We start from the raw sequence: 18,588 nt of genomic DNA on the forward strand, positions 1-18,588 counted from the left end.
AATTAGCTTAAATTTCAGATAGTTTTTCTAACTCCTCTATGATTATTTCTTCAATAAGTATAGCCATTTCAGATACAGAGGGTGCCTCAAATAGTGAACGAACTGATAGTTCTACCTGGAAATTTTTACGAAGCTGAGAAATTAGTACAGTTCCTATTAATGAGTCTCCTCCTAATTCAAAGAAGTTGTCATGAATGCCCACCTGCTCAACTCCTAGTAACTCTTGATAGATATCAGCAATCCTAGACTCGCTCTTGCTGGTAGGAGCAACATAAGCATTTCTCAATTGAGGCCTTTGGTATACCGATTTAGATATGTTGGTTTTTTCTAGGACTTCTAAGGAAAATTTCTGCTCAACCTCAGTCAGCAAATCTTGTGTTGATACAACTATCTGAGGCACCATACTACTCAAAAGAATTCGTCTAAATACCTCTACGCCTTCTTGTTGTGTCATTCCTGGCGCAATCTCTTTTCCTGTTTTGGCTTTATATAGTAAGTCAACATCTACTGCTCTCCCTATATCGCTCCATCTATCCCAGTTAATGGCTCTGGTAAATCTGCCATGTTTAGAGACACTGTAGTGAGCAAACGTATCAATAAAGGCATTTGCAGCAATGTAGTCCACCATACCCACTATAGGTTTAAATATATTACTTGATGAACAGAGTACAAAGAAGTCTAGGTTGGCATTCTTAAAAAGAATATCAAGGATTCGTGTTCCTTTTACTTTCGGCGCAAGACCACTGGCTGCTGCTTCTGTTGTTTTTAGTTGAATAAGACTTCCCTCTAGAACTAATGCGGCATGAATCACGCCATGAATTTGACCAAATCGATTATTTGCCTGAGCGATCGCTGCCGACATTTGTTGTAAGTTAGTAACATCGGCGCTGACTACCAATACCTCCGTACCCAATGCCTCGATCGCTTGTAATTTTCGGATTTTACAGCTGATGCTGTCGGATTCATCATGAGTAGATAGCCATTGTAACCACTCGTTGCGATTAGGAAAAGCTGAACGCCCAGTCAGTATCAGTTTTGCTTTTACGGTCTGTGCCAGATACTCGCCCAGCACTAGACCAACACCTCCTAATCCACCCGTAATTAGATAAACTCCCCCTTCCCTTAAGCGTGGTTTTTCTTCAACAACTTCATGCAGTCGGATTGGCTCAAAGGTCTGCACCCACCGATGATTACCACGGTAGGCAATAATTTGATCGGGTAGTTGAGTAGTAAGTTCTGTCAGTAGCTGGTCTACGAGTTTATCGCTTTGCCAACTTTCTAGTTCAGGAATAACGACATCAATACTATGACAATTGATGTTTGGGTACTCCATCGGAATAATTTTACAGGGCCCGATAACTAGTGCTTTCTCTGGAGACAGCACTTCTTCGCCTGTTAAGTCCTGCATATTATTTGAAATTATTCCAATTTCAAGAGAATCTGTAAAATTTTGTTCTCCAATTGCCTGCGCTAGAAATAGCAAACTGTAAAAGTCTAAATTTTGAGAGTCTAACGATTCAAGTTTTAATTCTGTGCGATCGGGTGGTGTAACACTCCATAAATAAACAATTGTTTTTGGGATCAAGTCCAGGGCGCAAAGTTCTTTGAGTAGAGTGTGGTAGTCATCTTGTTGTTGAGGATTGATCGTGTATGCGTGTTGAGCGAGTCCATCTGGAGAAGATTTGCTCTCGCTACTAAATCGCTCTCCCATCTTGACGGTAATAATATTCTGGTTCTCAAGTTTGAGTCGCTTCACTACTTGGATACCCAAGCCGCACTCATCAAGAAATACTAACCAGCATCTTGGCTGAGTCAATTTAAAAGGCTGAGGCGGCATTGAGCGTTTCCAGGAGGGAATATAAAACCAGTCGGCAATGTCCGGTTTTTTATGTGACAACACTTGAGGCATCTTGTCAATATCTTTTTGATCGACTAAAGCTGTAAATGCTGCTGGTACTGATAATGCTGCTGACGAAGAAGCTTGAGCAACAAAGATATGTTCTCCAAAGGCTTCAAATTCAGACAAAGCCGCCACCTCAACCAAACCACAGGAGTTTAATGCTTCCTGCCACTGCTCTTTTGATAAAAATGGATTACCCATGTTGCGGCTGCCTTTTTCATCTTCTATGGGATTCATGAGCAGACCGTCAATCATGTCAAACTCTCGTCTAGGTTGAGTGATCTCCCAGAGCAGTAAGAAGCCTCCTGGAGCTAATAAAGAGTGAACATACTGAAGAGTTTCTTTGATGTTGCAGATTGTGTGCAATACATTGACAGCTACCACTACATCAAAACTGTGGCTATTGTACCCCTGCTGTTGTGGGGATCGCTCGATGTCTAGTAAGCCATATTGGACAAAAGGATACGCACTAAACTTATTTTTGGCTTCTTTGACAAAAAAACCGCCCACATCGGTAAAAGTATAGTTTGTTTGCGGGGATGATAACACAGGTAGTAATTCCGCCGTGGCAATCCCAGTTCCACCGCCGATTTCTAAAATTCTGAGGTTTACATCTGCGGGTAAAGTCATTGCCAGCTTTTCCACCATTGCCCGCATAATGCCTCTGAAATAAACCTCAGAAGGCAAGTTTTGTCGAGAAATTTCTCCTTGTTGGACTAATGTAGCAACATGCAACTCCAATGGTTCTTTTTGACCAGTCAGCACAGCTACCAAATTTTCACCAAATAGCTGGATCAGATTTATATTTTGAGGTGTATCTGCCCATCTTATTCTGACTTCTTCTAGAAGAGTATTGATATATTCTATAGATGATGGTAAAAAGTTTGTAAATAGTCCCTCTTCGTGCTGTAATTGACCTTCCTCTACCAGTACTTCGAGCCACCTACACAATAATTCACGATATTTAGGAATAATAGAACATTGCTCAAATAATTCCTCAATAGAATACTTTTTGGCTAGATTGCTAAATGCACCTAAACACTTCAGGGCAAGGCTCATGTAAGCAGTACATAAACGATCTAACCATTGTTCGTTGGCTCGATAAGTTTGGTCATCAAATTTCAAGCTCCCTTGAATCGCTTGCATCTGACCAACTTCTACCAGAGATTTCCAAAGCTCTAATGCCGTTGGTCTTGGGTGGAACTGTCTGGGTGAAGGTGATGGTTGTTGTGGTTCAATCCAGTAACGTTGGCGTTCAAAGGGATAAGTCGGTAAGGGAAGGCGATGACGGCGCTCCGCAGCATAAAAGCCCGACCAATCAATCTGGACTCCTGAGAGCCACAATTGACCTAATGTCTTCAGCAAAAAAGCCAAATCTGGCTGTCGTTCGTAGGAATGGCGGAGCGAGGGTAGTACAACTTGCTCTGTAGAGGAGCCGTTATCCAAACACTGTAAAGCTAAACTGCTCAGTGTCTGTCCCGATCCCACCTCCAACAGAATTGGATTTTGTTTTTTCCACAATTGTTGAACTCCATCTGCAAAACGCACGGTTTCGCATAGATGCTTTGCCCAGTATGTGGGATCTGTAGCTTCGGCTGCTGTAATCCAAGTTCCCGTGACATTAGATAAATAGGGAATTTTGGGTGGCTGGAGGCTGACAGTTTTTACCAAGTCGGTGAATGGTTGTGCGATCGCATCCATCATTGTTGAATGAAAGGCATGGGAAGTTTGCAAACGCCGACAGGCTAATCCCCTTTGAGTCAACTTGCTTTCTAATTCATCCACAGCATCTATGGCTCCAGCAATCACGCACTGTTGCGAACCGTTGATTGCTGACAAAGAAAGATTCTCACTCAACAGAGGATGCACCTGTTCTTCTGAAAGGGGCACAGCCAACATTGGCCACTTGGTAATTCCTGAATCATTTGCGCTCTTTTAGCGACGATAGTCAAAGCATCTTCAACAGACAACACCTCTGCTAGTGTAGCCGCGACATATTCACCGATGCTGTAGCCGATCATTGCCGCCGGACGAATTCCCCATGACATCCACAACTGGGCTAAGGCGTACTCAATGACAAAAACAGCTGGCTGAGTGAGATAAGTTTGATTGAGTTTTTGAGTCGCTACATCTGCTTGTTCTGCCCCATGCCCTAACATTTTTCGCAAATCTAGCCCAGCAGCAACAGTGTTTTGTTTTTGCTGAGTGTTATTCTCACTGTTTTTAGTAGGATACAGGACATCTCGCAAATCTTGACCAAGAAGCGGTTTGAGAAATTCACAACAGTAGTCAATTTGTTGCCGAAATGTTGGTTCACTTTGGTAAAGTTCAAGAGCCATGTTGACATATTGAGTACCCAGCCCTGGAAACATGAAGGCTAGAGGACGTTCTTTAGTTTCTTGAACACTGGTAAGTAAACGCTTTGGATCTTCAAGTGCAGCGATTGCATCTGCCATATCTTGACAAACGACTGTCTGCCGATGCTCAAAAACTTGTCGTCCACACTGCAACGTGTAAGCAACATCCGCAAGGTTTAAATCAGGATGCTGTTTTAGGTAATCTGCAAGATTGACAGTAGTACTTTTTAATGCTGAGTCTGTTTTTGCTGAAAGTACTAATAACTGCCAAGTACGAGAAGGGCTAGATTCTGGAAGAGTCGGGGCTTCTTCTAGAATGACGTGAGCATTAGTCCCACCTATACCCAGAGAACTCACACCTGCACGGCGAGGAGTATGAGTAGTTTTCCATTCCCTCAACTTGGTGTTGACGTAAAAAGGACTATTGGCAAAATCAATCTCAGGATTGGGTTCTTCAAAATTTAAGCTAGGGGGTATTTGTTTTTGTTTGAGAGCCAAAACAGTTTTGATTAAACTTGTAACCCCTGCTGCTGCATCTAAATGACCAATATTCGTTTTGACTGAACCAATTGCACAAAATCCCTTTTTATCGGTACTTTCACGAAAAACATTTGTTAAAGCAGAAATTTCAATGGGATCGCCTAAGACAGTTCCCGAACCGTGAGTTTCTATATAGCTAATGGTTTCAGGTTGCACCGCAGCTAGAGCCAGTGCTTCGGCTACTACATCTGCTTGTCCGTTAACACTTGGTGCTGTATAACCAACTTTACCAGAACCATCATTATTGATAGCGCTACCTTTAATTACAGCATAGATATTGTCACCATCAGCGATCGCGTCAGCTAACCGCTTTAAAACTACCACTCCAGCACCATTACCAATAATCGTTCCTTTTGCTTTGGCATCAAAGGCACGACAGTGACCGTCAGGTGATAAGATTCCTCCTTCTTGATGCAAATACCCTGTTTTTTGGGGAATGCGAACAGATACTCCACCAGCCAAAGCCATATCACATTGATAATTCAATAAGCTTTGACAAGCTAAAGAAGTTGCAACCAAGGAAGTAGAACAAGCTGTTTGTACAGTTAAACTTGGACCAGTGAGATTTAATTTATAGGAAACGCGAGTTGCAAGAAAATCTTTATCATTACCTATCATTTTCTGGAAAGTATTCCCTGACCCAATTTGGTCGTGGTTTAAATTAAATGATTGATAATTATTTAAACTAGCACCAGCATAAACAGCAATTTTACTTTCACAGCTTTGGGAAGCATAACCAGCATTTTCTAGTGCTTCCCATGCACATTCTAAAAACAAACGATGCTGCGGATCTGTAATTTCTGCTTCTTTAGGATTAAAGCCAAAGAATGAGGCATCAAATAAATCTATATCTTCTAATATTGCTCCAACTTTTAAATAATTAGGATCGCTGAGTAGTTCCGGTGAAATTCCAAAGGCGATTAATTCTGCATCTGTAAACGCAGAAGTAGACTCAACTCCATCACATAAATTCTGCCAAAAACTGGAAACATTCTTTGCACCAGGAAAGCGCCCAGCCATCCCAATAACAGCAATACCTTCTAGGAGATAATTATTTGTAGTATTATTCATAATTCTTTTTACCTTGTTTACTCAATAACTGCTTTTGGCGATTGATAGCCTCAATTTGCTTTTGAGCGCGATGGCGTGTTCCTGCAAAATAAAGCTGTTGTTTTTGACTTAAATATTGCGCCAGTGAGTAAATAGTTGGGTTCTGAAACATGGTGACAACTGATATATCTCGCTGCAAAATCGCCCGCAGTTTATGATTAACCTGAATCATCAATAGTGAATGGCCACCAAGGTCAAAGAAATTATCATGAATACCCACTTTATCTAGATGTAGCACTTCTTGCCAAAGCTTTGCTATCTGCTGTTCGATTTCTGACTGGGGTACTTCATAGGTAGTCGCCAATGTTGGACGCAAGGCTTCTGGTACAGGTAAAGCACGACGGTCTACTTTTCCGTTAGGCAAAAGTGGTAAGGTGTCTAGGAAGATAAAAACACCAGGAACCATATATTCAGGTAACAGTTCTTTGAGATAGCTTCGTAGTTCACTAATTGTGGCTGCTTGGTCTGTTAAAAGAACAATATAAGCCACCAATTTTTGAACACGTGGTTTATCTTCTCGCGCCAAAACAACAATTTCCCGCACTGCTGGATGTTTGAGCAATGCATTCTCAATTTCACCTAACTCAATCCGAAATCCTCTAATTTTAACCTGATGATCAATTCGCCCTAAGTACTCTAAATTTCCATCTGGTAAATAACGAGCTAAATCTCCAGTTTTATATAGTCGTGAGTTAAGTTTATTATTGAACGGATTAGATATAAACCGTTCTTTTGTTAACTCTGGTCGATTTAAATAGCCTCTAGCTAAACCATCACCACCAGTATAAATTTCTCCTGGAACACCAATTGGTACTGGTTGCAACTTAGTATCAAGCAGATAAATTTGTGTATTGGCAATGGGACGACCTATAGTTACGTTGCTATCCTTATTTACTTGAACAAATGTAGAGTAGGTTGTATCTTCAGAGGGGCCGTAAAGATTCAAAACTTTCTGAATACGATCGTTTTGATAAATCTGCTGCACAAGTTGATTTTGCAGTGGTTCACCAGCAAGATTAACCGTCCTAACAGAAGCAGGTAAACCATCTACTTGTAGTAATTCTGCAATGATGCTTGGGACTGTATTAACCAAGCTTACCTCAGCAACCAACGAGGGTAAGTGCAAAGCATTCTCGACAAGAATCACTTTACCACCCCAACTCAGGGGAACAAACAGTTCAAATACTGACAAATCAAAGCAAATAGATGTTGATGCTAAAACTCCAGCAAGGTCATTATCTGTAAAAATCTCTCTTGACCATGTTAATAAAGCAACACAACTTTGATGTTCTATAGCAACACCTTTTGGTACACCAGTAGAACCAGAAGTATAAATGACATAAGCTAGATTATTGGATTTTACTAGACTAAACAGATTTTCTCTACTTTGTTGGCTAAGTAATTGTGAATCACTATCAATACAAACAATATGCACATTCGATTTAGCAAACAATTCAACTAGATGGCTTTGAGTCAGCAGCACCTTAGTCTGACTGTCTTCTACCATGAAAGTTAAGCGTTCCTGGGGATAGGCTGGGTCTAGTGGTACGTAAGCCCCGCCCACTTTTAAAATAGCCAACAATGCAATCAGCATTTCTGGGCTGCGCTTTATGCAGACACCTACAATTACTTCTGGCTTCACCCCTAGTTTTTGTAAGTAGTGTGCTAGTTGATTCGCTCGGTTGTTTAACTCCTGGTAGGTTAATTCTTGGTTTTCAAATATGACAGCAATATCAGATGGTGTTTTTTCTACCTGTGCTTCAAACAGTTGATGAATGCACTTATCTTGTGGGTAGTCTGTCTTGGTATCATTCCACTCAACTAATAATTGCTCTAGTTCAGATGATGTAATTAATTGCAAGTCTGAAATGCGTTGTTGGGGATCGCTAACTATGCTTTCTAGCACAGTCTTGAAGTGTCCCAGCATCCGAATAACGGTATCTGCATTAAATAAATCCATGTTGTACTCGCAAGTTGCAACCAACCCTTGCTCGGAATCCTCCATAAATAATGTCAAATCAAACTTAGATGTCCTGTTGTAGCCCTCTTCATAAGTAACTGATACATCTATAGGCTTAAACTAGGTTTTGGCACATTCTGGAGAACGAACATCACTTGAAATAGTGGATTGTAACTCAAGTCTCTATTTGGCTTTAGTTCTTCTACTAACTTCTCAAAAGGTAAGTCTTGATGAACATAAGCTTCTAAAGCTGTAGACTTCACTCGTGCTAGTAACTCCTGAAAACTTAGGTCGCCAGATAGGTCTGTACGCAATACTAAAACATTGACAAAAAATCCTATTAATGAATCAACTTCTGCTCTGTTGCGATTGGCGATTGGCGAACCGACTAAAATATCAATCTGACCTGTATAGCGATACAGCAAGGTTTTGAAGGCTGTAAGCAAGGTCATAAACAGAGTTACTCCCGAATGACGGCTCAAATTTTTTAGTTCTTTCGTCAGAGTTGGGGAAAGAACTAATTTTGCTTGAGCACCTGTGAAGGTTTGAACTGGCGATCGCGCACGGTCTGTTGATAAATTCAGTACAGGTAGCTCACCCTGCAATTTTTGTTTCCAATAAGCCAATAAAGGTTGAATACGCTCGCCATCAAGCCATTTTCGTTGCCAATTGACAAAATCTCCATATTGAATAGTTAATTTAGGAAGTGGTGTACCCCTTTGGGGAAGCAAGCTACGCGTAGCGTCTGTCTGCGACACGCTGCGCGAACGCAGAGAAAGTTTGTCTGTTGACAATGCATCATATAGTGCAGTTAGTTCTTTAATCAGAATACCAATAGACCAACCATCTGCAATTATATGATGCAGAGTTACCAGCAATTGATAACCTTTATCATTTAATTGTAAAATTTTACTACGCAAAAGTGATTGAGCAGATAAGTCAAATGGCTGCTGTGCGAATTCTATAGTCAAACGTTGGGCTTCTTGGGTACGCTCATTTTCTGATAGTATACGCAAATCTTCAACCGCTAAAGTTAAAGGTACAGCTTGATTGATAACTTGAATGGGTTGTCCATCTGACACTGTAAAGCTTGTACGTAAGACTTCGTGTCGTCTAATAATCTCATTAAGACTATCTTCTAAGGCTGTTAAGTTAATACAACCTTTGAAGTTAATAACTATAGGAATATTATATGTAGGAGTATCAGGAGTTAGCTGATTGATAAACCATAATCCCTGCTGGGCAAAGGATAGAGGATAAATAGATGTGTTTTTCTCTTGTTGAGTCAGGGATATTGAGCGTATTGCGTCTGTTGTCAGTTGAGCAAGGATCTTTGTAGCTAGCGATCGCCCACTCATCCCTTCAAAAAAATCTGCTACCGATACTTCTACTTCTAAATCAAGCTCAATCCGGTTTTTCAACTCAAATACTTTTAAGGAATCAAGTCCCAGCGTGCTTAATGGTTCTTCGGGATTAATATCATCTGTTGCAATTGAAAGTACTCGCCCCAAGAGTTCAATCAGATATGATTCCAAAACTGGTTGACACTCCCTTGGGGAAAGTGTCAAAAGTTCAGAACGCTGTAATTGAGTTTCGTTTCTCGCAATATCACTAATTTTGAGAATGTCACTTTCAACTATATTCAGTTCGCCATTTTGAAACTGAGTGCTAGTTGCACGACGTTGAATCTTACCGCTAGAAGTTTTAGGTATACTACCTGGTTTAATTAAAACCACAGCATAAACTTGTACTTCATGTTCTTGGGCGATCGCTTGCCGAATTGCACTAGCTACTTCTGCTAAATTTGGCTTGGCGCGAAACTCTAATTCTTGTACGATTACTAGCCTTTCTTCGTTGTTCACCTCTACTGTAAATGCTGCATTAGCACCAGAACGTAAGGATGGATGACTGAATTCGGCGGTTAATTCTATATCTTGTGGGTAAAGATTGCGACCACGAATAATAATTAAATCTTTTGCTCTACCTGTAATGAAAAGCTCACTATTATCCAAAAAGCCTAAGTCACCAGTCCGTAAAAACGCCCCTTGTTTTGTGTCTTTCAGATAGGCGTGGAATGTTTGCTCTGTTTCTTCTGTTCGATTCCAATAACCCTGACCTACGCTCAGTCCAGATACCCAGATTTCCCCAACTTCATCTGATGAACAGCGAGTTAGTGTTTCAGGATTAACAATGACAATCTGCTGTTGAGGAATAGTTTGACCACAACTGACAAAGGTTTGGATATCTTGACTCTGGGCATTTGCTTCAACTATCTGGTTCTGCGAAAGTGCAGATTTATCTACAGTTTTTACTTGGGCTAAGGCTGTTTTTATCCCACCAGAAACTATCAAAGTTGCTTCCGCCATGCCGTAACAGGGGTAGAATGCTTTTGCACAAAAGCCACACTCTGCAAAGGTGGTTGCAAACTTCTCAAGAGTATCTTGTCGGACTGGTTCAGCACCATTAAACGCAACACTCCAACTACTTAAGTCGAGAGTTTCTTTTTGTTCTGGAGTAATCCTTTGAATACATTGTTCATAAGCAAAGTTGGGACCACCACTCGTTGTGCCTTTGTAGTGAGATATAGCTTGTAACCAGCGGTAAGGTCGTTGTAAAAAAGATGCTGGAGACATGAAGATACAAGGAAAAGCACCATACAAGGGTTGCAAAATCCCACCAATCAACCCCATATCATGGTAAACAGGCAGCCAGGATACAAACTTGCTGCTGGGTGAATGTTCCATGAGTTGGTAAGTTACACTGGCATTGTGCAACAGATTGCCATGACTGAGCATGACTCCTTTTGGTGTGCCTGTAGAACCCGATGTGTATTGCAGAAAAGCTAGGGTATCCGCATTTATTGCAGGTTGTTGCCAAGAATCTTCTATACCCTGTGCTATGTTGTCAGTTGTCAGCCAGTGAAAATTTGCCTGTTTTGTTTCTGGTGTAAGTATTGATTCTAATGTGGGAAGCATTGCTGTTGTAGTGAGAGCAACGCTTGCCTGTGCATCTGTGCTAATAGCTTGTATTCTGGGCGTTTTACGTTGATTGCTAGGGGGATAAGCTGGAACCGCTACAACCCCAGCATATAGACAACCGAAAAATGCTATTAGGTAATCCAGTCCAGAAGGATACAGTAATATGGCACGTTCCCCACTCAAACCAAGAGCTTGGAGTTGAGCTGCTACAGCCCGACTGCGCCGATCCAATTCATGGTAATTCAGCGTTAATTCCTGAGTCTCTCCATCTTCAAGGAAAGTGAATGCTTGTGTATGCGGCATCTTGCAGCTGCGATCGCGCAGGATATCAACGATAGTCGCACACTCACGGGAAATTTCTTGGAAGTTATTGATAAATTGAGTCATTATTATGCTTCAAGCAATCAGATGCATACAAACAATAGTGGCAAAATTAATCTCACACTCACTTCTGGCTGAACAAGGGTTTGAGCAGTTTTTGGGGGTATCTTAATTTAAAAATCCATTTAAATAGAGCTAACCTTAAACTGACATACCTCTTTCTGGCTCAAAGTGCTGCCTTTAAAGGATTATTTAATTGAATTGGTAAAACCCAAAGAACAGACCTCAATATTGCTCTAGGGAAGACAGGGCGAAATTAGTAAGTCAGCCATGTAAGCTTCTATATTGCTAGTAGTTTTCATTTAGACTTTCTTACATTACTAGTGATTGTGGCCTTTAGCAATACTGTAATTAATAAGGAATAATTATCAATAATTGAATATATGTCATTTTAGACTATTACCAAAATATTCTATGACTTTTGATAGATATTAACGGCTGAAAAGTCGAATGGTTTCAACGACCTGATTTTGACTCAAGCATATAAATTCCGTAGTCTAAGAGTAATCCAATGGCTCAGTTGTTAATCGGGACTGTGCGATCGCTTGACGACAACGCTCAAAATTAGGATCTCCCGCAAATACTAGCCTGTTTAGCTGATGAGCCATTTCTATCATATCTTTACTTGGTAGCCAGGGAAAAATCACTATATCCCCAGATGCTGAAAACATCTTCATTAGCTGTTCAATCAGCTGCTCCTTTAAATCTGATTCCGGAAAGATAATTACAGCCTTCGCCCGTTCAATTAACCAATCATGATCCCAGTCATCGGAGGTAATGGCAATGGCAAGAGCAGCAAAGGGTATGCGCTCGATGAATTCTGGTGAAGCTGTATCACCACAGAAGACAAAATGTTGCTTTTCTAGTAAAAACCAACTTGACTGAATTTCATTAGGATTCACAACAACAGGCGAGACTGAGGATGACGTTGCTATAGTTACCTCTAAAGCTGGTGTTTCAACTTTAATCGGCTCCTTGGGAATGATAGCCAGAATTTCCGGTTTCTTAGAAGTGAGTGTTTGTGATGGCTCAGGCAAAGCAGTAGCAGAAGTAGACTGTGATTTCTCGTCCTCAATTACTTGACGAATACTCTTATGAGTTATGGTTTCGCCTTCATGAGCACGTTGTAGAAATTCCTCGCGGACGTTTTGTGGAGTTGATGGTGCTGCCAAAAGATAAAGTGCAGACGTGGCAATATCTATTTGTGCAAAATTTGCACGTTCAGCTAATGTTTCATAAACGTTAATAAAATTGTAAGCTGTCCGTCGGCTCCAACCAAACTCAGCTTTCAGCCAAGTTTCAAACTGCCCATGTTTGAGTCGAGAACGCACGTCACTCAACTTCTGACCAATTTCCCAAATATCTTGTGCTGAACGTCGTAAGCGCTCCTTAATTTCTCCTGTTCGTTGCTGAACAACAATTCGCTGTTCAGAATCCAAAATTTCATAGTCGAAGCCAGTGACTACTTCGCTCTGTTTTTTTAACTTGCTCACAATTTATCTAAACTATTTTCTACACAAAATTTATCATAGTCAATTATGAATTGATTATTATCTATGGAAAGTTAAATTTAAATATTTTTTGTCAATACGTCTAAATATAGAAATAAATTTTTTGGAAGCGCCATGACATATAATATGCAGAGGTATACGGCACAGAGGAAAGACTTACTGCCACCTCTGCTCCCCATTTCCCTTGTGGACATAGTTTTTTATACAAGAATAATAATCACGCTCAAGAAGGAGAAGGAAGTACAGTAGCTTGATGTTTTCTCAACTTAATGATAATCTTTGTTATTAAGTCAATTCAGTAGCTCAAAAAGTTTTCCAAAGGTCTTACCAGCCCTTGATTTGGGATGGGTAATACAATCCTCTAAAATCACCTTAGAATCTACCTGTTGGCTAACTGTGTTATGGATTGACTGAGGAGCGATCGCATATTGCGGGTACTTTGCGCCATCGCAACCACTGATGATTGCCAGTTTCCCAAACATTGGCGCAAACCCTGGTTCTTTTTTAGTTTGCAAAACTTTTGGATTTAGTGAACTGACTTTATTGACAATGACAAAAAATAAAACCTAGCTTGTAATACCAAAATTATGTATAGTTCGACTTAAGTAATATTCCTAACTAGTGGCACAACATCTGTGGGAGCAGTAATCTATTACGCTTCCAACAACTCCACTTGTTTTAGTACGGGTAAGTAAATACCCAAAGTAGTCTCTAAGTTATAAGTCTTAGAGATTAAGAGTCAACTTTCCACACACGGGTTCCTGAGCAACGCAAATCTCTTTATCTAGCTAGAGTCTAGATTTGAGTCCAGGAAAAAAATCAAAACCTCGTATTAGTTGCTATGCAAACAACGTCACCCCAGGTAAGCGTGGATGATTTTTTTCTAGAGGTAGATCACATTTTTGTCTGTACGACCAAAGACGCTGAAAGTATTTCAGTTCTTCAAGAACTTGGTCTTCACTGCTCTAATCAGGCGGTGCAACATTTTAAACAAGGAACAGCCTCAAAAATAATTTTTTTTGAGAATACCTATCTTGAGTTAATTTGGATAGAAGATAAACATTTAGTGGAACAGCAGTCTGTACACACAGGCGTTCATACGCTAAGTCGTCTTCATGGGCAGCATACAAGAGCATCACCCTTTGGTATCGGTCTACGTAGGAAGTTTAATCATGGCAACTTGCGATCCCATTCAAATTTATACTGGTCTGAGTGGATGCGATCACAGGTGTCTATTAGTTTTGCAGCAGAAAATCTTGTGAATCAGAAAGAACCTTTTTGCTTTATGATTCCTGACAGTATTGCTCTAACAGCTTGGCTTGATCCCTCATTAACAGCGCATCAGAAGTTAATTTCTCATCCCTTGGGTGTAAAAAAACTAACGAGCGTAAAAATCACAATTAATAGCGACAAACATTTGACTGATGCTATGTCTCTGCTTAGTACACATAGCGCTGTCGCTATTGAACGAGGAGAATCCCCACTACTAGAGTTAACCTTTGACGAGGGTATCAGAGAAAAAAATCTCGATGCACGACCAATTCTGCCAATTTTGTTGAAATATTAAAACATAGCCTGATAACATCACTGGCAAAAAAAATGTGAACTGAGGTATTACTATGGCAACAATGGGAAAGTATTGCAAAGCCTACTCTTTGAAAAAATTACGTGAGTTCAGTCAGTGGACTGAGCGTGCTGAAAATACAAAGAGAGAAAACAAATCAGTTGAGGGTAAGGAAGTCGAAAGTAATAGACAGTTAACTGATGATGACTTTCTTTACCTACAAGAAAATTACGTAGTGACTGATGGGATTTTCAAGGATGAGAATATCATTTTTGATAATATAACTTCCGAATGGAAGGAGTTTTGCCACAAGACCTTAGCATTTGAGATTCCAGTCTACGAGCCTGTACTTGTACAAGCATCAACAAATCAAAACGAAAGTGATTCTTTAAGAGAGAGACATCTGTATGAATGAATTAGTGCAACGTTTGTCATCGGGGGAACATTCTGTTGAAGCAAGCTTACGACCTGAAAAAACAGCTATAGCACTGAAAGAAAGTATTGACCGAGGGTACGTACATATCAAATTCACAAATACTAACGGAGGTACTGATTTAGGTGTCAGACTCGACCCAGAAGCATCTAATTTGCAAGAAGCTGACTTTGAACGTCAAACAGGGAGGGTTCATCTGGTTGGGAACTTGACACTGAATTACGTGAAAGTTCGATGTATTGCAGATATTGAACTGGCAAGTTTAGAAGGTAAGGGACACCTTGAACCAGTGGAATCGTAAGATTTCCCCGTGCAAATTATTAACGGGACTTAGACTAATAGACATTGAGGTAAATAAACTACCCATTTGAAATGCCTCAAACCCTTGTCCAAACTTAATTACGTAGTTTCCTTCTTGCCTTGATGCGAGTATTAGGAATTACAAGCAGTTAGTACTAGTAGTCTGCCAAGTGTAATTATGACAGGTTAAACGAGTTAGTAGTAAGCACTTTATTGCTTAAAAAACGGCTAGAGCAACCGACTACTAACTTATTGTAGTGAACTACTGGATTATCAAATCTTAGAAAGCATAGCCAATTAAATAGAAGGAGACAAATTATGTACCAAGACGACAAAGAAGACACAACAATTTATAAAGTTGTAGTCAATCATGAAGAACAGTATTCGATTTGGCCTGCTGATCGAGAAAACGCACTCGGCTGGAAGGATGCTGGCAAAAGTGGTTTGAAACAAGAATGTCTAGATTACATCAAAGAAGTTTGGACTGATATGAGACCACTTAGTCTTCGCAAGAAAATGGAAGAAGCTGCTGGGGGTAAGTTATAACGCATTTGATTTTTCGTAAAGGTTGTCCAAGGTCAAGAGTCAAAGATAAAAAAACTCTGGACTCTTGACCGAAGCAACGTACTCCTACGGGTATCTTGCTAGCAATAGCGTCTTGTAGAAAGCATCTTCATTCTGATTCCTGGATTCTAAATTCTTCTTCAAGCGTCTTGTCGGAAAAAGAATAAATGACTTGTGACAGTCTTCTCTTGTGGTCGCCACTGTGCGTAGCTTGCTTAAGAGGAGGGGTAGACGGAAAAAAGTGCAATTTCGACACGAAAATATGACAACCACACGAACATTTAACTCTTGGCTAACATATACCAAACCTAATCCTCAGGCTTCAGTGCGTTTATTCTGCTTCCCGTATGCAGGTGGTAGTTCTATCATTTTTCGCACATGGGCTGAGAGTCTACCTAAAACTGTCGAAGTTTGCTCTATTGAACTTCCTGGACGAAGAACCCAAATGAAGTTAGCCCCATTTTCGCGGCTAAAACCTCTTGTGGGTGCGATCGCCCAAGCGCTGACAAGGAATCAGTTTGCTCCCGCCTTGCTTCCACATTTAAATAAGCCATTCGCCTTCTTTGGTCACAGCATGGGAGCGATCGTTAGTTTTGAGCTAGCCCGTTTACTCCGCAAACAGTACGGTCTTGAACCAGTACATATGTTTGTTTCCGGCCGCCGCGCTCCACAAATTCCCGATCCAGATTCACCTATCCATGCTCTAAGTGAACCTGAGTTCATAGAAGAACTACGCCGTCTCAATGGTACTCCCGAAGCACTGCTGGAAAATGCCGAATTAATGCAACTTCTTGTCCCAATTCTAAGAGCAGACTTTGAAGTTCTAGAAACTTATGTCTATGCTACTGAGTCACCACTTGATTGTCCTATTACTGCTTTTGGTGGCTTACAGGATCAAGAGGTTAATTATGATGAACTTCAAGCTTGGCGCGAACAGACAAATGCTGTATTCTCACTACAGATGTTCAGGGGCGATCATTTCTTTTTACACTCAGCCCAATCACTCCTGCTACAGTCACTTTCTCAAGAACTACAACAAATTACCAGTAAAATAGACCGTGTACAGGAGAATTCTGATTGACTCTGTATTCTTCTTGATGTTGATTTTAATCTAGAATTATTGAACGATTTTTTATTCTATGAATTTGAATAATTTCATGATAATAACTCTCATAAATTCATATTAAAAATTTTAAAATCGGTTTGATCTTTGCCTTAGTTGTGGTGTATCAGAATCTAATGGTTGGGCGATCGCAGCTTCACGTTCTGCCAGCGGTAAGGCTATGTTGTTGGTAAATCCCCATTTGCCTTGGTCAGACTTATGTTTATGGTATATTTCGGAGCGATCCAAAAATTTGGGTACCATTTCCAATGGGGGCAGGATTAGCGATCGCCCGTGTCTTTTCTTCCTCAGCCTCTCTCCAGATCGAACGATAAACGGTGGATTCCTGCATGATGTTCCTTTGTAACAGCACAGTTGAGCGGCTGCTAGTAACTTTTGTCACATCGTCAACCGACTTCATTAGTCCGCTCCAACCAGGTTGTTATGCCGTGTCTTCACCGATTGCCTCAGACTATACCCGTTTCAGCAATTCATCATACTCATCGTGTGTGCCAATCCAGTACTAATAAATGCGATCAGATTACAATAAACCCAGAACGCGATAGTTAAGACTGACACGAGCAGAGTAAATCGGTTGTCGCTGACTGACTCGTTTGAATTGAAGACTCGGATGGTAGGGGTTTTCTTTCCAAAGAGCATAAGCTGTAGCGGCTTGCTCCTGAATCGATGCAGGAAAAGCATTCAGCCGTTTACAAAACGACTTAGTGGCACTTGATTTCATTTTTGTCTTGGGAAAACTTCGTCAAGTGAAACGGTTTCACCTTCTGCAATTTCCTGACGCACCATTGTAGCCATCTGATCCCATTGATCATCTGTCGTGGCAGTAAAACGAGTTTCCCATTTTTGCTCATCTTGCAATTCTGCCAAGAATCGAGCCGCAATCGCATCTTGCTGATCGGCTGGAAGTTTTTCAATTCGGGCGATCGCTTGTCGCAGCAGTTCAGTCATAGTTCAATAGCAGAAAACATTGCAATTCCACACAGTTTCTTAATTTTAACCAATATACCGATATCAAGATTGCTGCTGGCGTGGGGGTACAAATTTCCAGTCGCTAATTATATCTTCGCATTCCTTGTAAGTGTCAATTAGCTCTTGCTCAGACGACAGCCCTCCCAGAAATCTCATCAAACCAACATTGAGATGCCTGGTAGCGCGGCGAAAATTGTTTGCTTTTTCGCCAAGATTGATTGAGTTTACAACTCCAAATGATAACGCGCTAACAAAAGCAAAGATGCGTATATAAAAGTCTCCTAGCTCGTGTGTAAAGGTTGCAACCATCAGTGATGATCCAATTGCTAAAATCCCCAAGGAAATATGAGCAAATTGTAAGCAATTAGCACCAAGATTCCAGGTACGCTGATACCTCTGCATTCTTGAAAGTAAATCTTTGTTATTACTCATATTGTTTTCTTAGCGACGGATAAATGAAGCCCTTACATAACAGCCACCAGCCATCTTAACTGAAGCGATCGCTTTTGCGACAACACCGATAACCTTTCTTTGTCAGTGCGCTTCAACTGGGTTGTTATGCCGCGATCGCCACACAGCTCAGGCTAATTTTGTGGAGACTCATTCAGTTGCTGCTGAAGTTGTTGGACTTCCTCAATCGATAAGCCTGTGGAAGGGGCAATAATGTCGATCGCCACTCCTCTACGCAAGAAATTGATAGCGATGGCCCGTGTCTTTTTTTCTCAGCCTCTCTCCAGATCGAACGATAAACAGTGGATTCCTGCATGATGTCCCTCCATAACGGTGAAGTTGTGCGGTGGCAGACAACCCTGAATTAAAGATGAAGAAGTATTGGGTGCGATCGCCAGGGCAAACGCATCTTATTTACTAATAAAAACTAAGAAAGATTTCAAAATAA

General features: G+C 40.8%; 11 protein-coding genes and 3 pseudogenes. 6 read left to right on the top strand and 8 right to left on the bottom strand.

What is annotated here, in order from left to right; all coding sequences use genetic code 11:
- Positions 1 to 7 precede the first annotated feature (7 nt).
- The 4 genes and pseudogenes from ACFE93_RS24120 to ACFE93_RS24135 all read right to left on the bottom strand — a co-directional run bounded on the left by ACFE93_RS24120 (position 8) and on the right by ACFE93_RS24135 (position 13,252).
- A pseudogene (locus tag ACFE93_RS24120) lies at positions 8 to 5,868 on the bottom strand (beta-ketoacyl synthase N-terminal-like domain-containing protein).
- A pseudogene (locus tag ACFE93_RS24125) lies at positions 5,861 to 11,232 on the bottom strand (amino acid adenylation domain-containing protein). The pseudogenes ACFE93_RS24120 and ACFE93_RS24125 overlap by 8 nt, the downstream one beginning before the upstream one ends.
- Before the next feature lie 491 nt (positions 11,233 to 11,723).
- Complete coding sequence (locus ACFE93_RS24130) at positions 11,724 to 12,719, bottom strand: DUF3102 domain-containing protein (RefSeq protein ID WP_375476979.1); 996 nt, start codon at positions 12,717 to 12,719, stop codon at positions 11,724 to 11,726.
- A gap of 308 nt (positions 12,720 to 13,027) precedes the next feature.
- Positions 13,028 to 13,252 carry a hypothetical protein gene (locus ACFE93_RS24135; protein ID WP_375476981.1) on the bottom strand — a complete coding sequence of 75 codons (225 nt, stop codon included), beginning with the start codon at positions 13,250 to 13,252 and terminating at the stop codon, positions 13,028 to 13,030.
- A gap of 326 nt (positions 13,253 to 13,578) precedes the next feature.
- On the opposite strand from ACFE93_RS24135, the gene ACFE93_RS24140 reads away from it, so the two are divergent.
- From ACFE93_RS24140 to ACFE93_RS24165, 6 genes and pseudogenes are all read left to right on the top strand, one after another.
- Entirely contained in the window at positions 13,579 to 14,304 is a 726-nt protein-coding gene (locus ACFE93_RS24140; RefSeq protein WP_375476983.1) for a VOC family protein, read from the top strand.
- A gap of 52 nt (positions 14,305 to 14,356) precedes the next feature.
- The gene (locus ACFE93_RS24145) at positions 14,357 to 14,716 is read left to right on the top strand and encodes a hypothetical protein (protein ID WP_375476985.1); all 360 of its coding nucleotides are present in this window, start codon (positions 14,357 to 14,359) and stop codon (positions 14,714 to 14,716) included.
- The gene (locus tag ACFE93_RS24150) at positions 14,709 to 15,035 is read left to right on the top strand and encodes an MbtH domain protein (protein WP_375476987.1); all 327 of its coding nucleotides are present in this window, start codon (positions 14,709 to 14,711) and stop codon (positions 15,033 to 15,035) included. Before ACFE93_RS24145 ends, ACFE93_RS24150 begins: the two co-directional genes overlap by 8 nt.
- Positions 15,036 to 15,352: 317 nt before the next feature.
- On the top strand, positions 15,353 to 15,580 hold the full coding sequence (locus ACFE93_RS24155) for an MbtH family protein (RefSeq protein WP_334854321.1): 228 nt from the start codon (positions 15,353 to 15,355) through the stop codon (positions 15,578 to 15,580).
- Positions 15,581 to 15,860: 280 nt separating this feature from the next.
- A complete protein-coding gene (locus ACFE93_RS24160) occupies positions 15,861 to 16,679 on the top strand; it encodes a thioesterase II family protein (RefSeq protein WP_375476989.1) in 819 nt (272 codons plus the stop codon).
- A 154-nt stretch (positions 16,680 to 16,833) separates the two neighbouring features.
- Positions 16,834 to 16,932, top strand: a pseudogene (locus ACFE93_RS24165) (penicillin acylase family protein); the annotation flags it as partial.
- On the opposite strand, the gene ACFE93_RS24170 reads toward ACFE93_RS24165, so the two are convergent.
- From ACFE93_RS24170 to ACFE93_RS24185, 4 genes are all read right to left on the bottom strand, one after another.
- Positions 16,924 to 17,121, bottom strand: a complete 198-nt coding sequence (locus tag ACFE93_RS24170; protein WP_375476991.1) for a hypothetical protein — start codon at positions 17,119 to 17,121, stop codon at positions 16,924 to 16,926. The pseudogene ACFE93_RS24165 and the gene ACFE93_RS24170 overlap by 9 nt on opposite strands.
- Before the next feature lie 120 nt (positions 17,122 to 17,241).
- Positions 17,242 to 17,442, bottom strand: coding sequence for a hypothetical protein (locus tag ACFE93_RS24175; RefSeq protein ID WP_375476993.1), 201 nt, complete (start codon positions 17,440 to 17,442; stop codon positions 17,242 to 17,244).
- A complete protein-coding gene (locus ACFE93_RS24180) occupies positions 17,439 to 17,669 on the bottom strand; it encodes a hypothetical protein (protein ID WP_375476995.1) in 231 nt (76 codons plus the stop codon). Before ACFE93_RS24180 ends, ACFE93_RS24175 begins: the two co-directional genes overlap by 4 nt.
- A gap of 63 nt (positions 17,670 to 17,732) precedes the next feature.
- Entirely contained in the window at positions 17,733 to 18,122 is a 390-nt protein-coding gene (locus tag ACFE93_RS24185; RefSeq protein WP_375476997.1) for a hypothetical protein, read from the bottom strand.
- Between the last annotated feature and the right edge of the window lie 466 nt (positions 18,123 to 18,588).

Source organism: uncultured Nostoc sp. (assembly GCF_964247315.1).
In the GTDB taxonomy this organism is placed as follows: Bacteria; Cyanobacteriota; Cyanobacteriia; order Cyanobacteriales; family Nostocaceae; genus Nostoc.